Raw genomic sequence first — 22,505 nt, 5'->3', positions numbered from 1 at the left:
GTATAAAATTAATCGTCAAAGTTGGTTGAAGTGGCCGGGTTTGCTAACCTACGTTTAGTTAAGGAAAAATGACAGCCTTTTACTAGTAAATGAACTTTTAAGTCCTCAACATAAACAGCCTGACCTTCTTTAACCTTCGTAATATTAGTTTGATTAATATAGCGACCATCAATAATAACAACCATGCCAGAGCCTCGGCACTCTGCTTCTGTACCATTCTTAATAATTAAAGCGGTATCTTCACCAAGGCCAATACCTAATTGCTCAGGGTTCATAATAATGGCATGAGCAAGACGGCCAAATCGGCCTCGTTTAATAAAGTGCGTGTCAATAATACAAGTTGGTAATAATCCTAAGCCAGAAGTTGTAGCGAGATTTCTATAAAGAAGAGCTTCAGTAAGCCCGCCTGAGGTAATCATAACAGACGACATAACCATGGCACCGGCACTAGTTCCTGCAACAATAAAATCACTATCTTCAAGATAGCGTTGTTTAATAATTTCAATAATAGGGGTACCGCCTAAAATAGTAGAAATTCGAAATTGATTGCCGCCAGTGAAGAAAATGGCGCGTGCTTTAAGTATGCGTTCTAAATATTCTTTTTTTCTCGCCTCATATCGTTCTTCTATAGGAATAAAACCAACTTTATGATAGCCCATTTCTTGAAAAACACGACTGTAAGATTTTTTTACTTCGTCTTGTACTTCGGAACCGGTAGTAATTATCTCTACTCGCTTGGTGCGGCAATCAGATAAAAGCTCGCTTAAAATTTCGTAGCGCGACATTTCTTGCCGCTGCTCATAAATATCAGGCGGCTTATTTGCCTTATCTTCTGCGCCACCAATAATTAGTAGCTTACCTTTTGGCTTCATAAGAAGACATTCTCATTTAATTGCATGGCCGGTTGAATTTGTTGATGTCCTAACATAAATTCAACAGAATCAAATACATTATCTACCGAACAGTAAATTAAACTATTTTTCTCGGCATGGCTCATGGCATAATTAAGTGCTTCAAATTCTTCAGAAATGACCTTAACTTTAGCACTAGGATTAGCTGATTTAATGCCTTGAGTTATGAAATCAGTTAATTCCTGATTAGTTCTACCGCGGCCATTTTTATTGTGGCGAATAATAATTTCATCAAACATCAATGCTGCGTAGTAACCCAATTTTTGAATATCTTCTTCTCGACGATCACCACTTGCAGCAATAATACCGACCTTTTTACTATAATTCATGCTATCTAAAAATTTCTTAAGTTGAATATAGGCATCTTCATTATGAGCATAATCAATCATGACCTGATATTCATCAAGATTAAATAAATTCATACGGCCGGGGGTGTTTTCTACTGTAGGCTGGAAATTTTGTAAGCTTTGAGCCATTGATTTAAAAGAAAAGCCGCGAATAGTGCCAACTAGTACAGCAGGCAAAATATTATAAACCATGAACGTTGCTGTTCCCTTAAAAGTTAAAGGAATGTCCTTTACCTTAATAATAGCTTGTTTCTCCCTGCCTCGACAGACAACAATCATTTCATCTTCTACAAAGGCAGCAAGCCCTCCGGCTTGACAGTGTGCTTTAATACGTTCGTTCTCGGTTAAGGCAAATAAAGCAATATTACAATCTATGTCATTTTTTAAATTATAAACTAGTTCATCTTCAGCATTTAAAATGGCGTAACCCTCTTTATGTGTACTACGTACAACAACTGATTTTACATCTACTAATTTTTCTATCGTATCAATACCATCAATGCCTAGATGATCAGCGGTAATATTGGTAATGATACTAATATCACATTGATCAAAGCCTAAACCTGAGCGAATAATACCACCTCGGGCACATTCTAATACTGCAAAATCAACTAGAGGTTCCATTAGTACAGTGCGTGCACTTAAAGGACCACTACAATCACCGCGATAAACTAATTCATTATTTAAATAAATACCTTCAGTAGTCGTAAAACCGACACAATGGTTTGCATGCTTAGCAAAGAGTGCAATTAAGCGAACTACAGTTGTTTTTCCATTAGTTCCTGTGACAGCAACAAGGGGAACTCTGGAAGGTTTTCCAGGTGGGTATAACATATCAATAAAGGGTGCACCAACATTAATAGGCTCACCTTCATTAGGAGCAACATGCATACGAAAGCCAGGGCTTGCATTAACTTCAATGACAGCTCCTCGCTGTTTAGTAATAGGGTGGCGGATATTTTTGCAAACGATATCAATTCCACAAACATCCAATTGAATTATACGCGCTATGCGCTCAGCAAGAGCAATGTTATCAGGATGTACCTGCTGGGTAACATTAGTTGCTGTGCCGCCAGAACTTAAATTAGCTGTGCATTTTAAATATAACTCTTCACCCGATTTTAAGATATTATGTAAGGTTAAATTATATTCTGCTAAAATTGAATGCGTCTCTTCATCAATTTTAATGGCAGTTAAGCAGTTTTCATGGGCTAAACCACGTTTAGGATCTTCATTTACTTCATCAATTAATTGTTGAATCGTTTTTGTGCCATCACCAACAATTTTAGCAGGTGTTCTCTTTGCTACAGCAACAAGCTTATAGTTAATGACTAAGAAGCGATAATCATTACCTTCAATAAATTGCTCAACAATAATTTGGCGGGAAATTTTTTGCGCTAAATTAAAGGCTAAAATTGCTTTTTCTTTTGTTTGAATATTGGTAATAATGCCACGCCCATGATTACCATTTAAAGGTTTAATAACTAAGGGAAATTCTAAATAATCAATAGCATCATCTAATTCGTCTAAGGAGTTAATGGTAATTCCTTCTGGTACAGGAATGGCGCTGGCTGCAAGAAGTTGTTTAGTCATGTCCTTATGAGCTGCAATATCAACAGCAATTGAACTTGTTTGAGAGGAAATCGTAGCCCAGACACGTTTTTGATATTTACCATAACCTAGAGTAATTAAGGAGGTATCTTTAAAGCGGGTAATAGGAATTTTTCTTTTTTTGGCTTCTTTAAGAATAGCCTCAGTACTAGGCCCCGTTTTTTCGTGTATAGCTATATCTTTTAACTCAGCGATATCTTGCTCTAAAGTTAAATAATCTTTTCCTTCTGCAAGGCACTTGATGATATTGAAAGCAGCAGTAGCTGCATATAAGCCAGCTTTTTCGATTTCATAGGTAAATATAACATCATAAACCCCAAGCATATCTGTTCCATAAGTACGGCCAAAGCCGCAATCCATACCAGCAAGGTTTTGTAATTCTAAAGCAATATGCTCCATGATATGACCAAGCCAAGTGCCATCATCTAACCTAATGAAGAAGCCTCCTTCAATACCTGGGGAGCAATAATGACCATATAAACTAGGAATTAAATTTTTTAAGCGGTCATTAAAACCGGTTAAAGTATTACTTGGAAAATGTTCATAATCTTCCAAATCTAGTCGCACTTCAATTAGGTTATGTCTGTAATTTGACCAGTAATTAGGGCCACTTAATACTCGTGTCGATATAATTTTCATTAGCTCATTCCCTTGCTGTGATGAAAATGTAAAATTAAAAGGAGTTGTTGACTTTAATAATAGTAATAAATTTCATTTTTTTCATGGGTTTAAGAAAAATAATTTTTATTTAAAAAATAAACTCGCTTTCAAACAGCAATAGAAAATTTCTGTATAAATTATAGACTAATTTATCTCGCTTTTAAATCAAAGTTAACTTAGTAGTTAAAATAAATTTCAATAAATTTTAATTAAAATTTAACAAAATTTTATTGCAATTCGATAAATTATCGCTAAAATTGGCGTGAACAAAATAACGGAGGCTACTTTTCCATGAATAAAATTCAAGCTACCAGTCGTATATTGTCGCATTTTTTTAAATTTTTATGTTGGTTTCTGCCCCTATTAACAGCATATTTAATCTTATTTAAGCTACCAAAACTACTAGATTTAATTTCATTTATCTTAACGATGCCATCGGTGCCTATTCTTAATGGCGCCCCTCCTCATTTTTCATTCTTACAACGCTTAGTTATCTTAGCAATTCAATTATTACCATTATCTATGACAACGCTTATCTGTTATAAGCTAGCTAAACTTTTTCAGTTATATGAAAAAGGGATGTTGTTTGAACAAATTAATATTAAATTAATAAAAAGTATTAGTATTTATATGCTAGCAGGCGAGGCTATACAGTTAATTTATCAGCCCTTAATGACTATTGCGTTAACCTTTCATAATCCTCCTGGGCAGCGTATGGCAAGTATAACTTTAGGCTCTACTAATTTATCAACGTTAATTACAGCTGTTATTATTCTTTTTGCTTCTTGGGTCGTTAAAGAGGCAAATCAACTTAAGTTGGACGCCCAATTAACGATTTAAGGAGTAAAAAATATGGCAATTATCGTTAATTTGGATGTAATGATGGCAAAGAGAAAGTGCCGACTTAAAGAACTGGCAGAGGCAATTGGCATAACAGAAGCTAATCTATCTATACTAAAAAATGGCAAAGCAAAAGCTATACGTTTAACGACGCTTGAGGCTATCTGCGCTTATCTAGATTGTCAGCCAGGCGATATTATAGAGTATCAGGTTCAAAATAAATAATAAGAAGCTAACCAGGTAAAGCCTGGTTAGTAAATTATTTAATCTTGAAAGCCTACTTAATTAAATTGTTTATAAGTAGTTGTATTCGTGTTTTCACTATGATCTTCATCAGCGAAATTAGTATTGGGGTCGTTTTTGTTAAATGATTGAAAATCTATATTTTGTAAACTGTTAGCCGATGGTTCAATTTTAGACACTTTACCACCTTTTGTATTATAAATAGATTTAGCTTTTGAATTAGATGGTTGAAACAAACTGCTTCTACTTGACAATTTTGAAAAATTAGATAAAGCCAGGGTATTGACTTTAATTTTTAACAGAACAAGGTTACCCGCTATAATAAGTTCATTATTAAGATATTTTTCTAAATTATCAGGTAAAATTGCAAGCAGTTCTCGGATAATAATGTCTTGTCTTTGCGCTAAGATTTTATCTGATTGAATTTGATGTACAAGAAATTGAGCTAATTTTTTTATTAAAGGATTCGTAAATTTATCAAAAGGTATAGCTTCTTTAGGATAAACGTCATAAAGTAAAGAAGTTCTATCGTCAGGTCCGTTTAATCCATGTCTGAAAGCTTTACCAGTACCTACAAAACAATCTAATTCAAACTTAAAAAATTCATTCGCTTTAATAATTTTATGAAGAGCAATTTTAGTACCATAAAAATACTTGGCAAGTTTAGCATTGGTAAGCCCTATACTAACTTTATCATAATATTTTATATCTAAATTTCGATATTCTTGGCCTAAGCTTTCACGAAATGCTATAGCCATGCGTCTTGCTTTGTCAGCTTTGCAATATTCATCACAAAAGAATAATTTGATAGTATTGGATTTATGAAATTGTGGGATAAGTAAATCTTTCCTGAATCGCTCTCCTAATGTTTTAATTGGTAAAGTTTGGTAAGAACTATTGAGGTCACTTCCATTACAAACTTCTAATTTTGCATTATTTATACCATGGCCTAAAATATAAATTTGACAGTTACCTTTTGCCAGCGCCTGTTTAATTTCAGTTTGGCCATTAGAGCTTTGTGAATCGTAATATAAAACTTTTACATCCTTGTTTCTACTTTTGTAAATTTCACGCCATTTTTCAGCTTTAAAACACAAGTCAAATAAACAATCTTCCCATTTAAAAGGTATATACAAAATAATCATAGACATAACTAAACTAAAATTGTAAAAAATAGAATTATTAAAAACAAAAAGGATATTAATTTAACCATAAAGTTAAAAAATAATCAAAATTATTTAAAATAAATCTAAAAGATTTAATATAAGCCTCTAAGAGTAAGTTATAAAAAAAATTCGAATGATAGCAGTAAAATTGTGACAGGCTGAGAAGGGGATTGAAGTAGGAAGTTAAGCTATTGTAGCTTAACTTCCTATTTTAACGGCTTATTTAAAGATTTTTAGCAAGAAATGCTTTTGTTTCTTCATTTGGGGTAGACGGTGTTAACCTATATCCTTCCCACCACATTTGATCAAGCCAGACCCATAGGGAAACCCCAGCAAAGTTAGGATCAGATTGAACTTGCAATTGTTTAAACACCTCATAAGAGGCTTTAACATAATCAAGCTGGGCATAGCCTGTACTTACTCCATTTTTGCTTTCAAACTCATGTGCAGAAGCTGCAGCAGGTATCGCAAATTGGAACTTAATATTATATTGTTTGGCCTTAGCAAGCATGTTCTTTACTTCAGTTTTAATGTATTTACGATACTCACTAGGAGAATTCACGCTGCCGCCTGGTTTTGGTCCAAGATCATAAAGTGAATCAATGACATAGCCATTTTGATATTTGTTTAAAATTTGTGCGACGGTATTATTAATTCGACTAGCGAATGTAAATATAGAGAATATTCGACCCTTAGGGTGAGCGTTATCAATACACATGCTACTAGCAAAGTCTTTAGCTATTTGTTGATAAAAATAAGCTTGTCCAGATTTACTAATATCAAAAGGTTCAATATCAAATTGTACGCCTTCAACTTGAGGGTCACTACAAAACAATTGAGCTACTTTATCTGCGTAAAGTGCTGCTGTTTTCTGATCTAGATTATTTAAAGCACTTAAATAATCATCTGCACCTTTTTGATCAAGCCTACCGTCTACAATCGGTATAATGGCTACAGGCTTGCTACTTTTACCTAAAACACTGTAATAAGTTGCAGTAGAGAGCTTGCCTTTATCATAATAAACCAACATATTGCTTGGGTTACAAGCTTTACTAGGAGAAGTCCCACCTGAGCCTTGGCAATACATTTCTAAACTTCCACCATAACTGTATAATCTACTAATAATATGGTTGCCACTGGCTGAGAGATTATAGTTATTAATCGTATTGGCAAATAAACCTGGCGAGTGGCCAATCTTTTTTCCAGCATTATTGTAAATATCATCATAAGCCCAAGTGCCATTGCCTACAGGTATAGCAGCAAACAATTTTACCGATGAAAGACTTAAAATTAATAAGGAAGATAGGCTAGTTTGATGAATTTTTTGTGTTAATTTCTGTAACATCATGGTTAATATTCTCCTAATCCATGAAGGTTTTTAATAACTTTACGTGTTTTACTAATTCTATAACATAACACCTATATTAATTAAGATGAATTAAATAATGATTAACGTCAATGGTAATGCAGTTAGCCTTATTCACTACTTATTTAGCTTAAATTTATTATCTTGGTTAACATAGTTGGCATCTAAAGAAAATAAACTGAAATTAGTGTTAGTATCATAAATATCTAATTTTTCAATTTGTTTAAGCCGATTAGCGAGCTTAATGGAAAGAGGTAAACCTATTATCTCTATACTTACTTTGATAAACCACATGGATAAAATCAAATCAATTAGATGCGCAAAGCTCATCACACCATAAAACGCAAAAAAACTGAAAATAAAACTATCTAAACCGGCTGCCACTAAAGTCGATACTAAAAAACGTACACTCAGTAGCTTGCCATGCATTTTTATTTTAAGTTTTGCCATTACTATAGAATTTAAGGGTTCAGAGCTTAAATAGCTCAAGCTAGAGGCAATTATAATCCTTATATTAGTGGCAAGTAGAGTATCAAATATAGCATTGTTAGTTGGATAGTCTGGGCCTGGTAAATGAATGATAATCTGACCATAAATAATAAAAATTACATTAAATAAAAAGCCACACCAAATGGCACGCCGCGCATGTTTGTAACCATATACTTCAGTAATTAAGTTAGACAAAAGAAATGTTAAAGGAAAAACTAGGGTGCCGGCGTCCGTTGTTAAACTAAATAGCTTAATTAAGCGAGGATCAAACCAATTAGCTAATACAATAATCATGGTATAGGTAAGGGTTAAAAACCATAAAAAGTTGGTTTTTAGCGCTAATAAATTAGAATTAAATGTTCGATCAAGCATAAAAATTTCTAATGACTGAGTTAACTACAATTATTAAGTAAAATTGCTATTTTTTGTTTCTACTATCCAATTTTCCAAAATAGTTTTTAAAATAGGTAAAGAAACAACCCCATGATTTAAAATTTGATTATGAAATTGTGAGATTTTAAACTTATTACCTAATTCGTGCTGCGCTAAATGGCGTAATTTTTCAATTTGCCATTTTCCAAGCATATAAGATGTTGCTTGTCCTGGTAACATAGTATAACGATCTACTTCAGCTTGAATAATAGATTCATCAAGTGCAGTATGCTCAACTAAGTAAGCAATAGCTTCTTCTCTGGTCCACTGTAAAGCATGAATACCAGTATCTACTACTAAGCGAGCTGCTCTTAAGCTTTCGTTAGATAACATTCCTAAGCGTGAAATATCATCACTATATAAACTCATCTCATCAACTAAACGCTCAACATATAAAGCCCATCCTTCGCCATAGCCAGCATTCCATAAATATTTATTTAAACTTAAAAGGGATTTGTTTTCAAAATTTAGAGCGATTTGAAAGTGATGTCCTGGTATTAACTCATGAAATAGAGTTGCTTCCATATCCATTCTACTTCGCTTTGAAGGTTCAAAAGTATTAATAAAAAAAATTCCAGGCTCTTTACCATCTTCACTAGGCGGATGATATTCACCAGATGCCCCTGTTTTTGCTCGGTGTAGGGGGTAAGGTTTAATAGTTCCGGCGGCCCTAGGCATTAAGTCAAACCAATCTGAGATGATAAGCTTAACTCGTTCTAAGGCTTGTAAATTGTAGTTTAGAATATCCTCTTCAGAAGCAAAGTAATTTAGGGATTCAAGTTTGGCTTTAGAAAAAATTATTTTAATATCTTTTGTACCATATTTTTTTCCGCCAATAGCAATAATTTCTTTTGCTAAAGTTTCTAGAGTTTGCAATCCAATAGTATGAATTTCTTGTGGCGTAAGTGCTAAAGTTGTTTCTTGTTTTATTTTTGCTTGATAACATTCACTACCATTAGGCAAGGCCCATATACCTATTTCAGTTCTTGTTTTTGGAAGATAACTCTGCTCTAAATATTGGATATATTTGTTTAATGCTGGATTTATTATAGTTTCAATTATCTGGGCAACTTGTATTTTAAAGGCTTTATCGCCATCACGTTTTGCAAAATCAAAAAAAGGTGAGTCCTCAGGACTCTTAGTAAGCATAATTTTAAGTTGTGTTAATACGCGCCTGACTGCAGATTTAGGTGCCGTATAACTAAGTTTTAATCCTTCGTTTAAATTGGTAATTTGACTATCTACTACCGTATCAAAGGTTTGCCAGCGCTTAAGTGCAAGCGTTCTATATTTAGTTGAACCAACGGGTTGTTTTGACGCAACAATAGCCATTTTGTTATGCCAACCCCAAGCAGGATTAATATCCCATAATTCTTCTCTACAAATTCTACTTTCTTGTTTGTTTATGAGGGTCTCTTTTAATAGTAGGTAGGTATAATAATACTCCGGCGTGTCACGAAGGTTTTCTTCACGGATTAGATTTAAATTTTTTAGAAAAATATCTTCTTGTGCTTGCCATTTATGCAGTGCTTCCTGTGAATAATCGGTAAAACGGTCAAGTGCCACATCGAGCTTTCCCCAGAATAAACCTAGCTCTGGCGAGTAATTAAATAAACTTTTTTCATAATCATTAGCTAATTTGGCAAATTCTAAAGACATTCTTTGGGCCTCGATTTATTTATGGGTAGAGAATGTAGCGTAGAAGAAATAAATAAAATTAATACGTAAATTTTATCATTAGTTCCTTGCTTGTACAAAAGCCTAACAGCAAAAAATAATATTTTAATATATAATGATAATAAAATAATCTAATTGATTATAAGGTAATCAATTATTAAATTTAAGGAGTAGGCATGAATAAACACTCAGCCAATGATTACTCTTCGTTATTAGCAATTGTTAGATCGCATACACCAGTTCGCTATAATGAATTAGATATCCCTCTTACTATTTCGCAACAGCATGCAGAAGCAGTTTTGCATGTCGTTCATGATGTTGGAGGCCAACCTGACGGCCCCCTTGATAAATCAACGCATAAGCCAACTTTATGGGAAAAAAATACTCACTGTACTGCAGAATGCTTAGCTTGGCGGGGACATTGGGTAGCTGAGGAACGACGAAGACGGGAAAATGATTTAGGAGAGACCATTTACTTTGGTACACCTTACTATGCTAGATGGTTGCTTGCAATGGTTAAAATGCTTCTTGATAAGGGACATATCACGCCAGATGAATTAGTAAATAAAATGGAAGAAGTTAGAAAGCGTGAGGAGGGTTAAATGGATAAGTATAACTTAGGTGATAGAGTCAAAGTAATTAATTTGCCTTCATATTTTCATACCAGAACTCAGGGTTATACACGTGGTCATACTGGTGAAATTGTACTTCTACGCCCGGAATGGGTTATTCCGGAAGATGAGGCTTGGGGTCGTTATGAGGGGCGTCGTGAGCGATTTTATGTTGTTCGGTTTAAGTTAACTGAATTATGGGATGACTATGGCGGCAGCCCGATTGATACACTCGAGACTGAATTCTCAGAGCATTGGCTTGCACCTGCAGATGGACAACAAAATGAGGAGACGAAGTAATGGCACATGATCACCTTCATACACCTATAGAAGAGCATGATGAAGCAATAGAGTTTACAATCCTTGAAACGGCTATTCGTGAACTAGCAATCGAAAAAGGATTATTTTCTCGTGAAGACCATCGTCGTTTTACTGAATGGTATGACAAACTCGGTTATTCAGCTGGCTCTCGTGTGGTTGCGCGCGCTTGGGTAGATCCTGAGTTTAAGCAACGATTACTTACTGATGGAGTTGCTGCTTGTAAAGAGATGGGAATTGATTGGTTAAAGCCCACAGGGGAAGGTACGCCAAGTGATTATACACATTTAATCGTATGTGAAAATACGCCTAAATTACATAATACTATGGTATGTACTTTGTGCTCTTGCTATCCACGTCCATTATTAGGTATAGCGCCTGCTTGGTATGAAAGACCTAATTATAGACGTCGTATGGTGCGTTGGCCAAGGCAAGTACTTGCTGAATTTGGCACGATTATTCCACCAGATGTTGAAGTGCGTGTTCATGACTCTAATCAACGTACACGATTTATGATTCTACCTTTACGACCTGAAGGAACAGAGGACTGGAGTGAAGATAAGCTAGCATCTATTGTAACACGTGATACGATGATTGGTGTTTCTATTCCACGTATTGACTGGACAGTTGATTCAACGCCAGGGGCGTAAAGTTTAGCATATATCTGGAGGGAGAATATTATGCACAAAATTACTTCTGCTTCTTTACCTAAATTCGCTGTGGCATTGTTGGCTATTTTGCTGCCATCTTTGGTATTTGCCCATCATGCCGAGTTTATGCGAGGCCATCCGCTTTGGCAAGGTTTAAGTATGCCAATTCACGGTGTTGATCATATTTTGTTTACAATTGCTGTGGGGATGATTGCTGCTCAAATTGGGGGCCGTGCGTTATGGGGCATACCATTACTTTATACAGTAGCTTTAGTATGTGGCGGAATTTTAAATATCATGGGCATAGGGGTACCATTACTTGATTATGTTATTTTGGCATCACTGGTAGTTTGTGCAGCATTGCTTTCATGGCCTTTAAGTGCTTCTTTGTTATTAACTGTAGGTCTTGTCAGTCTCTTTACTATTTTCCAAGGTAATGACATGATTACTCCAGATAATATAGTGTCTAATATGCCACTCTTTATTGCTGGATGTTTAGTTTCTTCCTTAGTATTGTTAAGTATTGGCATTGGATTAGGCTTACTTATTTTACGCTTTAACACAGCCTTATTCCGCTATGCCAGTGTTTTTATGCTCGCTGCTGCTGTATTAATTGGCACTTTCCCGGCCTTAAATAATGTAGTTATCTCCTTATTAGAGGCTTAAGCTGTTATAAAACTACAAAACCAATTGCAATGAAAAGACTAAGTTTGTTGCAATTGGTTTATATTAGATTTGTATAATATTTAAAGGCTATCAAATATCGTATTCGGTTTATGAAGAGTGAACGCTTCCAATTTAATGATTATTTAATTAAAGGTTATACCAGCCATTGCAACCAAGTTATAATTAATTTTACTTTGATTTCCGTTTAATGTTTGCAAGCAAGGTAGGGCCACTCCTAATTGAAAAATTAATTTTTTAGTGGAAAACTATAAAGAAGGAATGATATAAATAAGATTGCCGCCTGAATCTGGATCAAATTCGCCAAAAATTTTATTCTTTCTGGCATAGATACCATTTAATTCAATCAAACTTGAAAAAATATATTTTCCTGGCTCACTTTTAATATTATGACCTAAACCTAATTGATATAAATATTGATTGCCTAATTTAATATCATCATGATTGGTAATCATCACCACCCCTGTTGAAGCAAAAGCTAGCCATTCCACTGACATACGATTATAGGTGGTACCTAGAAAAAAACTTGTTGTACCCAAGCCTGTGGGAGGGCTTTTATAGAAAGATCCCGTTGGCGCTGTTAATCCACCTACAATTGTCATTCCTTCGGTGTATTTTGAATTTGAGAAATCATAAATCCCATATTCTCCTTGCAAATAAATATCACCTAAGCCATGTGAATGAGCTTTAGAAACTTCATAATCTAAGGCAACCGGCACGGATAATAGTAAGGCTGCTTTATCAGATAAACCATAAACAGCCGAGGGAGTTAGGGTTAAAAAGTTATCTGATTGCACCTTTAGATAGCCTGCTCCAAGATACAGTTGTACTTGATTTTTCTCAATTAAAGTTTGCCCAAAGGATAAGAAAGGCCCTGGTTGTTGTGACGTAGAAAGCGAAAAATTCCCCACCTCAGGTGGCTCATTTTTGCTATCATTAGCGTTAGAATCAGTCCCGCCCCAGGTAACTATAGGCATGGAAATAATAATCAATGCTAGGTGTTTTTTTATTTTTGGTAAGAAACGTTTCACAATATCCTTTTATGAAGTTTTGAAATAAATGAAAATTTTAAGACGGGATTATTTTATCACTAGTTTTGCTTAAAAAAAGTAAAATAAATAAAAATTTAACTTGGGTGCGTATTAGAAGGGAAGCAGTAATAGCCTTTTGGAGTCATGTACTTTGCATCTATTAAATCCAATCTTTCCTTAATCAGCGATGAATTTAAATTTAATACTATATTGACTAAATTTTTAGTTGAGCTTTTTGCTAGACAATCTTTGTATTTAGGATGGCTGTCAATCACATTTTTAAGATCATCTAGCTCCATTCTTCTCGCTTTGTTAGTTATTCTGTCGGTTACTTTATGAGAATCTAAATAATTTAAGCATGCCTCTAATACTGCCACTTTTTGATGTTTAGCTTCAGTACGATACCATTCATAGGAAGATTCTATTGCCTGTATATGTAATACAATTTCTTGTCGTAACTCACATATATCTTCCTGATTTGTAATTTTAGTTAAACCCATAATTTTCTCTATCAATTATATTTTCAATAAATACAGCTAACTATAAAATAATAATAGATTATAAAAATAACTTTTTGTAATTTTTTAATTTTATTTGAATAACTATTTATCATAATTTTTCTCGTATAACCTTAAGTTCATAACCTGCTATCGGATGTTAATTTATTTTTTTAGCAGGCGTACTCTGTTGATTAGCATTATTTTTTAAGTGATGGTAAGCTTCCACTATTTCAGAAGGCGCATTATTAGCTAGCCTACCATCTTTTTTTAACCACTTTAATTTTACGCAGACAAGCCTAGTTCGATTATTTTTTTTAGTTGCATGATTTAATATTTCAGCTAACGTCTCATTACCTTTAATGGCTGTAGGCCGCCTAAAGAGCTTTAATTTTCCTTCTTTAGCAAATAATTTTTTATGAGCTGAATGAAATTGTTGAGCGTATATTTCTTTTAAACTAGTTTTAGTTAAATTATCACTGGGAATAATAAACAAATAATCATTATTGGTAATTTGAACTTCTTCTTTACTCTGGTTATCTTTTGTAGGAATTAATTGCTCTTCAATTAGTTTAAAATCGCTAATTGCTTTATTAATGTCTACACGCCTAGCAGCCACTAGTTGTACCATTGCTTCTAAAGCATCATAAATAGTGTTTTTATCGTTATTATTTAATCCTTCAATATTATTAAATAAATCTTTTAAAATCTCGCTTTCACCTTCATAGAAGTAAGTAAAATTATTATTAGCATTATAAGTTTCATTAGTACCTCCCCAAAGCCTTACTAATACTCTTCCTAGAGAATAAACATCACTTTTGGGGCTAATTTTGCCAAAATTGGTTGTTATCACTTCTGGGGCTGAGTATGCGGGTGTTCCTGCGCTACCATTATTTGACTGATTAGTATTAATACTAAGGCCATAATCAATAATATTAACTTTTATAGGGGGACCTAAATCCACAACAATATTTGCGGGTTTTATATCACAGTGTATGATGTCTTTATCGGTAACCTGTTCTTTTAGAGCTTTTAACAGGGCAATACTTAATTTAATCCGCTCATTAAGTGTGAGAGGACGAATACCTTTACTGTCTTCATTTAAAATAACTTGTAGTTCTTTTCCTTTTAAATACTTCATCCTAGTAAAACTATAATTTTTATCTTTTATTAACGTTGGTTTTTTAATTGCAAGATGAGCTGCTTTTTTTGTAAGTAAATATTCTTTTTCTACCCTGTAAATTTCATTCTTGTCATTATGAACCTGAAATTTAACAACTCTTCTACTACCATCTTTGTTGCTAGTTTTTTTAAAAACCACATTGTTTTGACTAAACTTTACAGTATTTTTAATTAACCTAACTGTACCAAAGGTGCCTTTGCCGACAGGAGCTTTATTGCTAATAACTTCATAGCTTAAAGCACCATTTTTTCCTTCGCGCTGAAAAATGTCATTTTTAAAACGATAAGTCATTCCATTAACAGTATAATCTGTATCTTTTGGCCAATATTTAATACCCAACTCAGTTTGTTCTTCAAAAAATTTATAAAGATCTTGAGTTTTCTCTGGAGTAAGTTGGCCATTTTTTAAATTGATGACTTTTGACATTTATTTAAACAAATAATGTATAAACTTATTACTAATTGTAAATTAAATACCTTAAGGTGATATTAACTTTTTAAATAAATTGTACTAAATTTGATCGATAAAAAGCGTAACTAATCTAAAAAATGGGGTAATAACGTTTAAAATTTTTATAATTACTAATTATTCTTTTAATGTAATTAAATTTATTATAGATTGAGCTGTTTTAAGCAAGTAAAGACTAATTATTTAAAATGCAGAATGAAAAAATAAGTAAGAAATGTAACTTAGTGTTTGATTTTGATGGTACTTTAGCTGATAGTTTTTCTTTAGCCTCGGAAAAGTGGTCTGCTTTAGCTGATAAATATAAATTTAGAAAATTAAATCCGCATGAAGTTGAGATTTTAAAGGATTTAAGTTCAAGAGAACTTATTCAATATTTAAAAATTCCATTTTATAAATTGCCTTTTATAGTACGGCATGCGCGCGAAATCATGCACAGTGAAATGAGTTTTTTACCAGCTTTTCCTCATTTAATTAACGTCTTAGAAGAATTAAATAATCAAAATTGCGTTATGGGTATTTTAACTTCAAACTCATTGGCGAATGTCAATGTATGGCTTAAGCAGCATAAGCTAAATCATTTGTTTAACTTTATTCATACTGATGCTAGTTTTTTTGGTAAAACAAGGTTATTAAAGAAGATTATAAAAGCTAATAATATGCAGACAGAGCAAACATTTTATATTGGAGATGAAACACGCGATATTGAAACAGCAAAACGGTGTAAAATCCATGCTATAGCAGTTTCGTGGGGATTTAATTCAGAAAAAATACTGCTTAACTATAAGCCAGATTATCTAGCTAGAAAACCGCAAGATTTATTAGACATAATAAAGGAAAATTACTTACTTAAGTATTAAAGTAATATTTTCACTGATTTACCCAAGTCACTAGTTTAAATTTATTAAATAATTAAACTATACAGACAAAAATATTTACCTTTATAATAAAGTGCGGTAGCCAATAAGACCTGCACAAAATAAAGGGGCTGCCTGATAATCGGAATAACCATCGGGTATTGGGAAACAAAAATGATGATTAGCACTACAGTACTCAGCAAATCCTCCATCTATTTGGTAGCCGGTAAAACGAGCGTGGTCACATAGATTTTCTCTTTCAGCTAAACAAAATTGGCAAAAACCACAGCTACTTCCTAACCAAGGAACACCAACTCGTTGTCCTAGTTTAAATGAAGTGACTGCTGCTCCTAATTGTTCAATTGTACCTACAATTTGATGGCCTGGTATAAGAGGAAGCTTAGGATACTTTAACTCACCATCAACTACATGCAAATCTGTCCTACATATACCGCAGGCGCTTACCTTAATGAGTATTTCATGAGGCTTAAGAATAGGTTGCTCAATTTCAGCATAAACTAATTTTTGGCCTACTCTTTTCAGTAACATAGCATGCATTTTGGCTCTCAAATCTTTCTCAATCTATTAAAGATAAATTAAGTACTTATTTTATTATAGATTCTGTTGTACTTGAGGTACTTAAGTGCTGATATTGGTAATAAATACAACATTTAATTAAATACTTGTTTTTTAAAGAGGAAACTTAAAGTTCTTATTACAAACTGTGCTCTATAATTTTTGATGATTTGGACAACTAGGTGTTTTTAAACACGCTAAAATGCAATAGATACTAAGTAATTGAAAAATTAAGTATTAATTCATATTAAATTATATCTTTTATTTAAACTACATAAAATAACTAATTAATTTATAAAATCTAAGGTTTTTTTATTAAAAAATAACTCAATTAATGGTATAATTGTTCATATTGATTCATTAGTGAGCAAAAAAAGTATGAGGCAAAATTTAAAAGAGGAAATGGAAGCAGATTTCCTAAATTTTTTAAAAGAAATATTAACTAATAAAGAGAAACTTGACATAGCTGTTCGTGACAGGAAATCTGTCGTTTTATTACATGATAAAGACAAAGTTGGCCTTGGAGCACGAAAAGATCCTCAATTTCCTACTAAATTGGAGCGGGAAATTGGGCTTTTGGCTTTAGATAGTGCAGGTATTTTTAATGATAAAGGTGAAATAAATTCTTCTCGTCTTAAAGAAGCAGGTATTGTTATAAATCAATCTCAAAATATAGAAACTTATAAAAAGAACATGTCTTTACGAGAAAGTCTAATTTTAGATGCAGCGATTTCTAGTGCTCATGAAAAATTAGTTAAAAAGTATAAACCTTATGTAGAGAATTTAAAGGATTTACAAGATGACAATCCACAAGATAATTGTGCCATATTAGTTGATTTTGACAATATTATTCAGAGCATTACTAAAGAAGTTACAAGAGAGTTACTAGCTAGTTCCCTTAAGGAAAATAAAAATCATATAATGACTAGCAAAACTGGTTATACTGTAAATCCCTATATACTTCAACGCTTAAATCGAGGTTTCTATAATTTTAAAAATACTAATATTATAATTTCTCCTGGCCCTGTAGTGACTACGGAGGAAGGAGAAGGTAATAGAAAGTTAAGTTTTTTTTACAATAATCTTACTAAAAATAAAGTAAAACATGTCTTTTCAATTGGTAGAGTATTTCCCTATTATCCTCGTGCTGGAGATAAGACAAGGGAGATTATAAGTGAAGTAGTAATGCCAGAAGATTTTAGTAATTATTTTATTCCAGATGTTAACGGTATAGTTAGGTTACCGTCACCAGCTTATGATGATTTTAAAGTTAACTCTAAAGTTATTGAAAAAGTGGGTCGGATCACGACTTATGAAATTTCTATTAATGGTGGTGCACCTATTCAAATTCATAATTTACCTTTACATGACAAACAACCTCTTGAGTTAACTGTTTCTGAGCTAGCATATGTGCGTCAAATTCAAAAAATTACACCTTCTGATCAAAAGATCTTAACTCATTGCCGTGGTGGCAAAGGTCGTAGTGCTCAAGTAGCTTATATCCTTAATAGTAACCCTGCCCAACCTGTAAGCGAAGAAGACAATAATCCTAAATTAAAGGCTATGCGTTTAGAGAAATGCGGTGATCAGGATTCACGTCATTTCGTTGAAACTCGTGTACAAGAAGAATATTTAGAAAATCTAGATGAAAAAACGTATGACTTAGAATTATTAAAAGCAACTCGCTTGTCATCTAACCCACGTGTTTTTGATATATACTTAACCCTCGATTTATTATTTCGAGAGGAAATAAAACGGGTAGAAGAACAAATAAATACATTACCTTATTTTAAAGGACTCGTTACAGTTGATAAGTTATCACCTTATCAGAAGGAATATATAAAGTTATTAGAGTTATATCATAAACTACAAGAAACGAGTGATTTAAAGGAGATGTTAAAACTCTTTAAGCGCGCTCAAAATTTATCTTATATTAGCTCAAAGTTTAAGAATATATTTTTAGATGGCTTAAGTTCAGATAGCTCAAGGCCTTTACTTAAACGGCAAGTAGTCGAGCTTCTACAAGAGAGTTTAAATTTAAATATTGCTCCAGTTAATAAGCGTACACTTTATGATATAGTGGCTAGAAATTTTGCCTATGAAGAGGTTAAGCATTTCTTTTCTCATACATATCAACATAATCCAGTTAAAAATCTTCAAAAAAATATAGATTTAAAAATTGCTACAGTACACTTGGCTCAAGGATATTTACGTCAATATAAGCAATATCAAACCAAGATGGCAATGGATCCTTTATTTATAGCTATTGATTTGCAAGCTGGTGTAGCAAGAGCTTATATTGAATTAGCAAAGATTAAAGCAGAATTTGATAATGTACCCAGTGGCTCAACATTAGTGAGTTGGAAGCGTTATCAAGATTATGTTAAAGCTTTAAAGGAGGCTGTGATACTTCATAATAATAATATTGGTGAGCTTTTAGCTAAAGATAACGAACCTTTGTTAAAAAAAATTAACCAACTGGAGCATATATTTGAAGTTGGTATTGATAAAGCTGTGATTAAAGATAAAAAAATTAGCCTAGCACTTGAGGACAGTTGGGCTTGGGCTAACGAACAAGTGTCTTCTAAATTTAATCATAAACAATTTTTTCAATACAGAAGCCAGGTACAGAAATGGAGGCAAGCGGTTAAAAGTAACAGTACCAATCTGATTGTAAGTGAATTTCGAAAAAAGATTATAGAAGATATAAAAAGAGCTAGCTCTGAAATTTCAAATCCAGCTGAATTAATTAAGGTGGCTCAGGAGGCCCTTTTAAATTCATTAGAATTGATTAAAGATCCGCATCCTGCTATCCAACCTTATATCAAGAAATTAAGAGAAGTAGCAAAGGAATTAGATAACGTTGAGGCTGATAATGTAAAAATTGCGCTCTCTCGTGTAGTGACTTTAGTTTCAAAGCCATTTTGGAATATTCAAACTCAAAATGAATTAAATTTAATTGAGGAGCAAAAAATTGAATTAAATGAGCTATTAAGGGAAATTATCACAGAAATAGATAAAGCTATTTCTAATAAGAAAGATTCAGCCACTTTAGCTCAAATTGCAAGAAATACTTTACTAAGAGAAATTAACGAAGTATATAACAATAATCCACTTATTCTAGCTAATGTTGATAATTTAGAGGCATTATCAGAAACATTAAAGAGCTTTAATGAAGATGATGATAAACAAACAGCCCGCTACCAAATATTAACTTTGATTTCAAGTACTTTTAATCCATTTATAACAAATATAACTAGCTATATCCAGATGCAAGACCAGCAAGAGGTTTTTGCAAAAGAAGCTTTAGAAGTTGCTAATAAGTCAGCATTAAAAAAAGACGAGCTTGCTGAGAAAACAGCTAAAGAGCAAGAGAACTTAGAAGATATTTCCACAGAAATGAAATATGTAAAAGCCAAAGTAGCCTCAGCTAAGCATAGCCGAATCGATCTTATTAATAACAGGTTATCATTAGTAGATAAAAAAGATGCCAAAGCTAATCTAAATAAAACACCAACTATACCTAAAATGGTAATTTTTGATGTTGATGATACTTTAGTTGACCTAGATAAAGGGAGTATCAAAAATAAAGAATTATTATTTAACTTATTACGTAAAATAAAACAATCAATGCCTAACACAATAGTTGCACTATGTACTAATAGAACTCTAACTATAGATGGGGACCCACTCTCAAACGGCGGTTACCCACTTAACCGACTAGTTGCCGAAATTCAAACTGAGACGGGGGTTGTTATAGAGCCAGAATTTCAGCACCTTTATACAACAGATTTACAAACATCAATACAAGATATCTATCAGGAAATTCAAGTGACTGATGAGAGTAAGAAAGAGCCAATTTATCGATTAATTCAAGGTAAGAATTTTCAGCTTGATGAACTTCGAGCACGTTATGCTGAAAGATCTCCTACTAAAAAGCTACCTTTAGAATCTGAATGTGTTTTTGTAGACGATAGTGAAGATATCCATAAAAATACAATAAAATCAACGAACTATTTAGCCGTAAAAGCTACCGATAATAAAGATAAAAGTGTTAAATATTTAGTTGAATTAGGTTATAGAATGGGTGTTTACTCTCCTTTAATTCACTTTTTACAAGATAAAACAAATTTTTTAAGGATAGATGCTATTCCCAACTTTGAAGAGTTAGGATTTAAACATAGCTTTATTGTAAAACATATTACCCTTAAGGATTTTTATAAAGCTGTTGAGAAGTTACCAGGCAATAAGGATGAAACTCTTAAAGAGAAACGAGAAAGACTAGAGGAATATAAATATGATTATACTATGGCCGCTTTTGAACACTTTGAAATTTTAGGAAAGGAATTGCAAGATAAAGTAGTTAAAGATGCATGGCACTATATTTTCAATGAAACAGAAAAAATTCAAACTACCCTCAGTCAAATGGTTAAAGAAAATGTAACAGATAAACAACAATGGGAAAAATTAACTAAACAAGTAAATGGATTAATTACACTGGAACAACAGTATGCTAAAAAGATTGGGTCTAGCTGTTTAGATATCGATTTATATTATTTGCAAGCTCTAATACGTACTGATATCCAATCGCTTGTCGTAATTGATAAAGACGGAGTCAACACCGTAACTTTAAAAGATTCCAAAACTAATGAGCAGCTTTTACAATCCTTAGTCTTAAATCGAGTTGAAAATAAAATTACGCATGCTCTACTAACAGACGATGAAAATTACCTTAATCAATATACGAAATATTTAGGTCAGTTAAATGAGTTACTTGGAAATAGGATGGTTCAAATAGCAAAAGAATATTCTACCATTGGACTTGTTTCAGATTGGTCAGAAATTAATAATAAAACGTATATTCAGTATAATGACTATTCTAAATTATTGAATGAAATTAAAGCTGATATTGATAATATAGATCCATGGCAATGGCAAACTAAAGTTTTAAATATTCGAGATCGAGTCAATGATCTAGTACGGCTTAAGCAAATATTGGTTGATTTAAAATCGCTATCCCAAACAGCCAAGTTATTAGATAGAGAAAATAAGGTAGAAGAACAGTCGTACGACGAGATATTAAATTTGTTAATAGAAAAGGTTGATCAGCATCAAGCAGAATTAAAAGAAAATAAACAATATAAGGCTATGATTTTTCTTGAGAATGCAGAAAAATATATTTATTCATCAGATAGAAATTGGAAAGTTGGTCGTCAATGGACAAAATATACACTAAAAGATACTGATATAGCGATTCCTAAGCATGTTGCAATGCAACTTGCTGAAATAGAGGCGGCTAAATTAGATGGTGATTATGTAAAACACATGCAAAAATTTGTAGAAATAGGGCAAAAGCAAGCAAAATCCTGTTTCTCTTTCTTATCATCAAATTCTTCTCTTAAGTATTCCAGTATCTTTTCAAAGAACACAAATAATCAAGCAGAAGTGATAGAAAATTTACAAGCACATTTTTCACCGCCGAATAAGGCTTAGTGAGCTCGCCTATATATACTCTTTATTTGAAATGCCCCTTTTTCATAGCTTAATTATTAAACAATTTAGTAGCAAGTTTTGATAAGGGGCTATCTTTATTGTCTTGATAAATCCTAAGTGATTAGCTAATAGAAATATATTGTGATTATTAGCTAAAATATTACTACTCATTATTTTAGATATATTAGTTCCACTTTAATCTGACAGATGATTTAAAAGAGAGAGTTTCAAGTTTTATAGAAGTGTGACCTTAAATCGAAATAAATGGAAAACTTTGTAATGATTGCTGATGCATACAATCATTACAAATCATAAGTCAAATGAAAACCTTGCATTATAAAAACATACACTCACATTGATTAAATAAAAATCAATATGTTTACTTAAAAATTATTAAG

17 protein-coding genes and 1 pseudogene are annotated in these 22,505 nt (G+C 32.8%); 8 read left to right on the top strand and 10 right to left on the bottom strand.

From position 1 onward, the window contains the following. Nucleotides 1-8: 8 nt before the first annotated feature. Nucleotides 9-872 (bottom strand): cyanophycinase, encoded by an 864-nt coding sequence (locus tag ACNVED_RS08495; protein WP_419418594.1) that lies wholly within the window; start codon nucleotides 870-872, stop codon nucleotides 9-11. Further along, complete coding sequence (gene cphA / locus ACNVED_RS08490) at nucleotides 869-3,508, bottom strand: cyanophycin synthetase (protein ID WP_419418593.1); 2,640 nt, start codon at nucleotides 3,506-3,508, stop codon at nucleotides 869-871. The genes ACNVED_RS08495 and cphA overlap by 4 nt, the downstream gene beginning before the upstream one ends. 312 nt (nucleotides 3,509-3,820) lie before the next feature. Between cphA and ACNVED_RS08485 the strand changes: the two genes are divergently transcribed. Both ACNVED_RS08485 and ACNVED_RS08480 read left to right on the top strand, forming a co-directional pair. Further along, entirely contained in the window at nucleotides 3,821-4,369 is a 549-nt protein-coding gene (locus ACNVED_RS08485) for a DUF2975 domain-containing protein (protein ID WP_419418592.1), read from the top strand. 12 nt (nucleotides 4,370-4,381) lie between these two features. After that, nucleotides 4,382-4,594 (top strand): helix-turn-helix domain-containing protein, encoded by a 213-nt coding sequence (locus ACNVED_RS08480; RefSeq protein WP_419418591.1) that lies wholly within the window; start codon nucleotides 4,382-4,384, stop codon nucleotides 4,592-4,594. A gap of 56 nt (nucleotides 4,595-4,650) precedes the next feature. On the opposite strand, the gene ACNVED_RS08475 is transcribed toward ACNVED_RS08480, so the two are convergent. From ACNVED_RS08475 to ACNVED_RS08460, 4 genes are all read right to left on the bottom strand, one after another. After that, nucleotides 4,651-5,763, bottom strand: a complete 1,113-nt coding sequence (locus tag ACNVED_RS08475) for a hypothetical protein (RefSeq protein WP_419418590.1) — start codon at nucleotides 5,761-5,763, stop codon at nucleotides 4,651-4,653. Nucleotides 5,764-6,001: 238 nt separating this feature from the next. Continuing rightward, a complete protein-coding gene (locus tag ACNVED_RS08470; protein WP_419418589.1) occupies nucleotides 6,002-7,126 on the bottom strand; it encodes a hypothetical protein in 1,125 nt (374 codons plus the stop codon). Between the two features lie 135 nt (nucleotides 7,127-7,261). Continuing rightward, nucleotides 7,262-8,005 (bottom strand): queuosine precursor transporter, encoded by a 744-nt coding sequence (locus ACNVED_RS08465; RefSeq protein ID WP_419418588.1) that lies wholly within the window; start codon nucleotides 8,003-8,005, stop codon nucleotides 7,262-7,264. 33 nt (nucleotides 8,006-8,038) lie between these two features. After that, on the bottom strand, nucleotides 8,039-9,724 hold the full coding sequence (locus ACNVED_RS08460) for a DUF885 domain-containing protein (RefSeq protein WP_419418587.1): 1,686 nt from the start codon (nucleotides 9,722-9,724) through the stop codon (nucleotides 8,039-8,041). 194 nt (nucleotides 9,725-9,918) lie between these two features. Between ACNVED_RS08460 and ACNVED_RS08455 the strand changes: the two genes are divergently transcribed. Genes ACNVED_RS08455 through ACNVED_RS08440 form a run of 4 tightly spaced genes read left to right on the top strand, consistent with a single transcriptional unit; the run spans nucleotide 9,919 to nucleotide 11,987 of the window. Continuing rightward, nucleotides 9,919-10,344 (top strand): hypothetical protein, encoded by a 426-nt coding sequence (locus tag ACNVED_RS08455; RefSeq protein WP_419418586.1) that lies wholly within the window; start codon nucleotides 9,919-9,921, stop codon nucleotides 10,342-10,344. Next, a complete protein-coding gene (locus ACNVED_RS08450; RefSeq protein WP_419418585.1) occupies nucleotides 10,345-10,653 on the top strand; it encodes an SH3-like domain-containing protein in 309 nt (102 codons plus the stop codon). Beyond that, on the top strand, nucleotides 10,653-11,321 hold the full coding sequence (scnC, locus tag ACNVED_RS08445; RefSeq protein WP_419418584.1) for a thiocyanate hydrolase subunit gamma: 669 nt from the start codon (nucleotides 10,653-10,655) through the stop codon (nucleotides 11,319-11,321). The genes ACNVED_RS08450 and scnC overlap by 1 nt, the downstream gene beginning before the upstream one ends. Before the next feature lie 30 nt (nucleotides 11,322-11,351). Beyond that, entirely contained in the window at nucleotides 11,352-11,987 is a 636-nt protein-coding gene (locus tag ACNVED_RS08440) for a HupE/UreJ family protein (RefSeq protein WP_419418583.1), read from the top strand. A 266-nt stretch (nucleotides 11,988-12,253) separates the two neighbouring features. Here the strand turns inward: ACNVED_RS08440 and ACNVED_RS08435 are convergent, their stop codons facing one another. The 3 genes from ACNVED_RS08435 to ACNVED_RS08425 all read right to left on the bottom strand — a co-directional run bounded on the left by ACNVED_RS08435 (nucleotide 12,254) and on the right by ACNVED_RS08425 (nucleotide 15,142). Continuing rightward, a complete protein-coding gene (locus ACNVED_RS08435) occupies nucleotides 12,254-13,036 on the bottom strand; it encodes a hypothetical protein (protein WP_419418582.1) in 783 nt (260 codons plus the stop codon). A gap of 95 nt (nucleotides 13,037-13,131) precedes the next feature. Beyond that, nucleotides 13,132-13,536 (bottom strand): hypothetical protein, encoded by a 405-nt coding sequence (locus tag ACNVED_RS08430; protein WP_419418581.1) that lies wholly within the window; start codon nucleotides 13,534-13,536, stop codon nucleotides 13,132-13,134. 157 nt (nucleotides 13,537-13,693) lie between these two features. Then, on the bottom strand, nucleotides 13,694-15,142 hold the full coding sequence (locus ACNVED_RS08425; RefSeq protein WP_419418580.1) for a protein kinase domain-containing protein: 1,449 nt from the start codon (nucleotides 15,140-15,142) through the stop codon (nucleotides 13,694-13,696). 230 nt (nucleotides 15,143-15,372) lie between these two features. Between ACNVED_RS08425 and ACNVED_RS08420 the strand changes: the two genes are divergently transcribed. Beyond that, complete coding sequence (locus tag ACNVED_RS08420) at nucleotides 15,373-16,041, top strand: HAD-IA family hydrolase (protein ID WP_419418579.1); 669 nt, start codon at nucleotides 15,373-15,375, stop codon at nucleotides 16,039-16,041. 84 nt (nucleotides 16,042-16,125) lie between these two features. Here ACNVED_RS08420 and ACNVED_RS08415 read toward each other — a convergent pair. Further along, nucleotides 16,126-16,596 (bottom strand): annotated as a pseudogene (locus ACNVED_RS08415) (alcohol dehydrogenase catalytic domain-containing protein); the annotation flags it as partial. 396 nt (nucleotides 16,597-16,992) lie between these two features. Between ACNVED_RS08415 and ACNVED_RS08410 the strand changes: the two are divergent. Next, a complete protein-coding gene (locus ACNVED_RS08410) occupies nucleotides 16,993-22,107 on the top strand; it encodes a hypothetical protein (RefSeq protein ID WP_419418578.1) in 5,115 nt (1,704 codons plus the stop codon). The last annotated feature ends 398 nt before the right edge of the window (nucleotides 22,108-22,505 follow it).

Origin of the sequence: Legionella sp. D16C41, from assembly GCF_048541585.1 — a bacterium.
In the GTDB taxonomy this organism is placed as follows: Bacteria; Pseudomonadota; Gammaproteobacteria; order Legionellales; family Legionellaceae; genus Legionella_C.
This window is presented reverse-complemented; position numbering and strand designations above follow the sequence as displayed.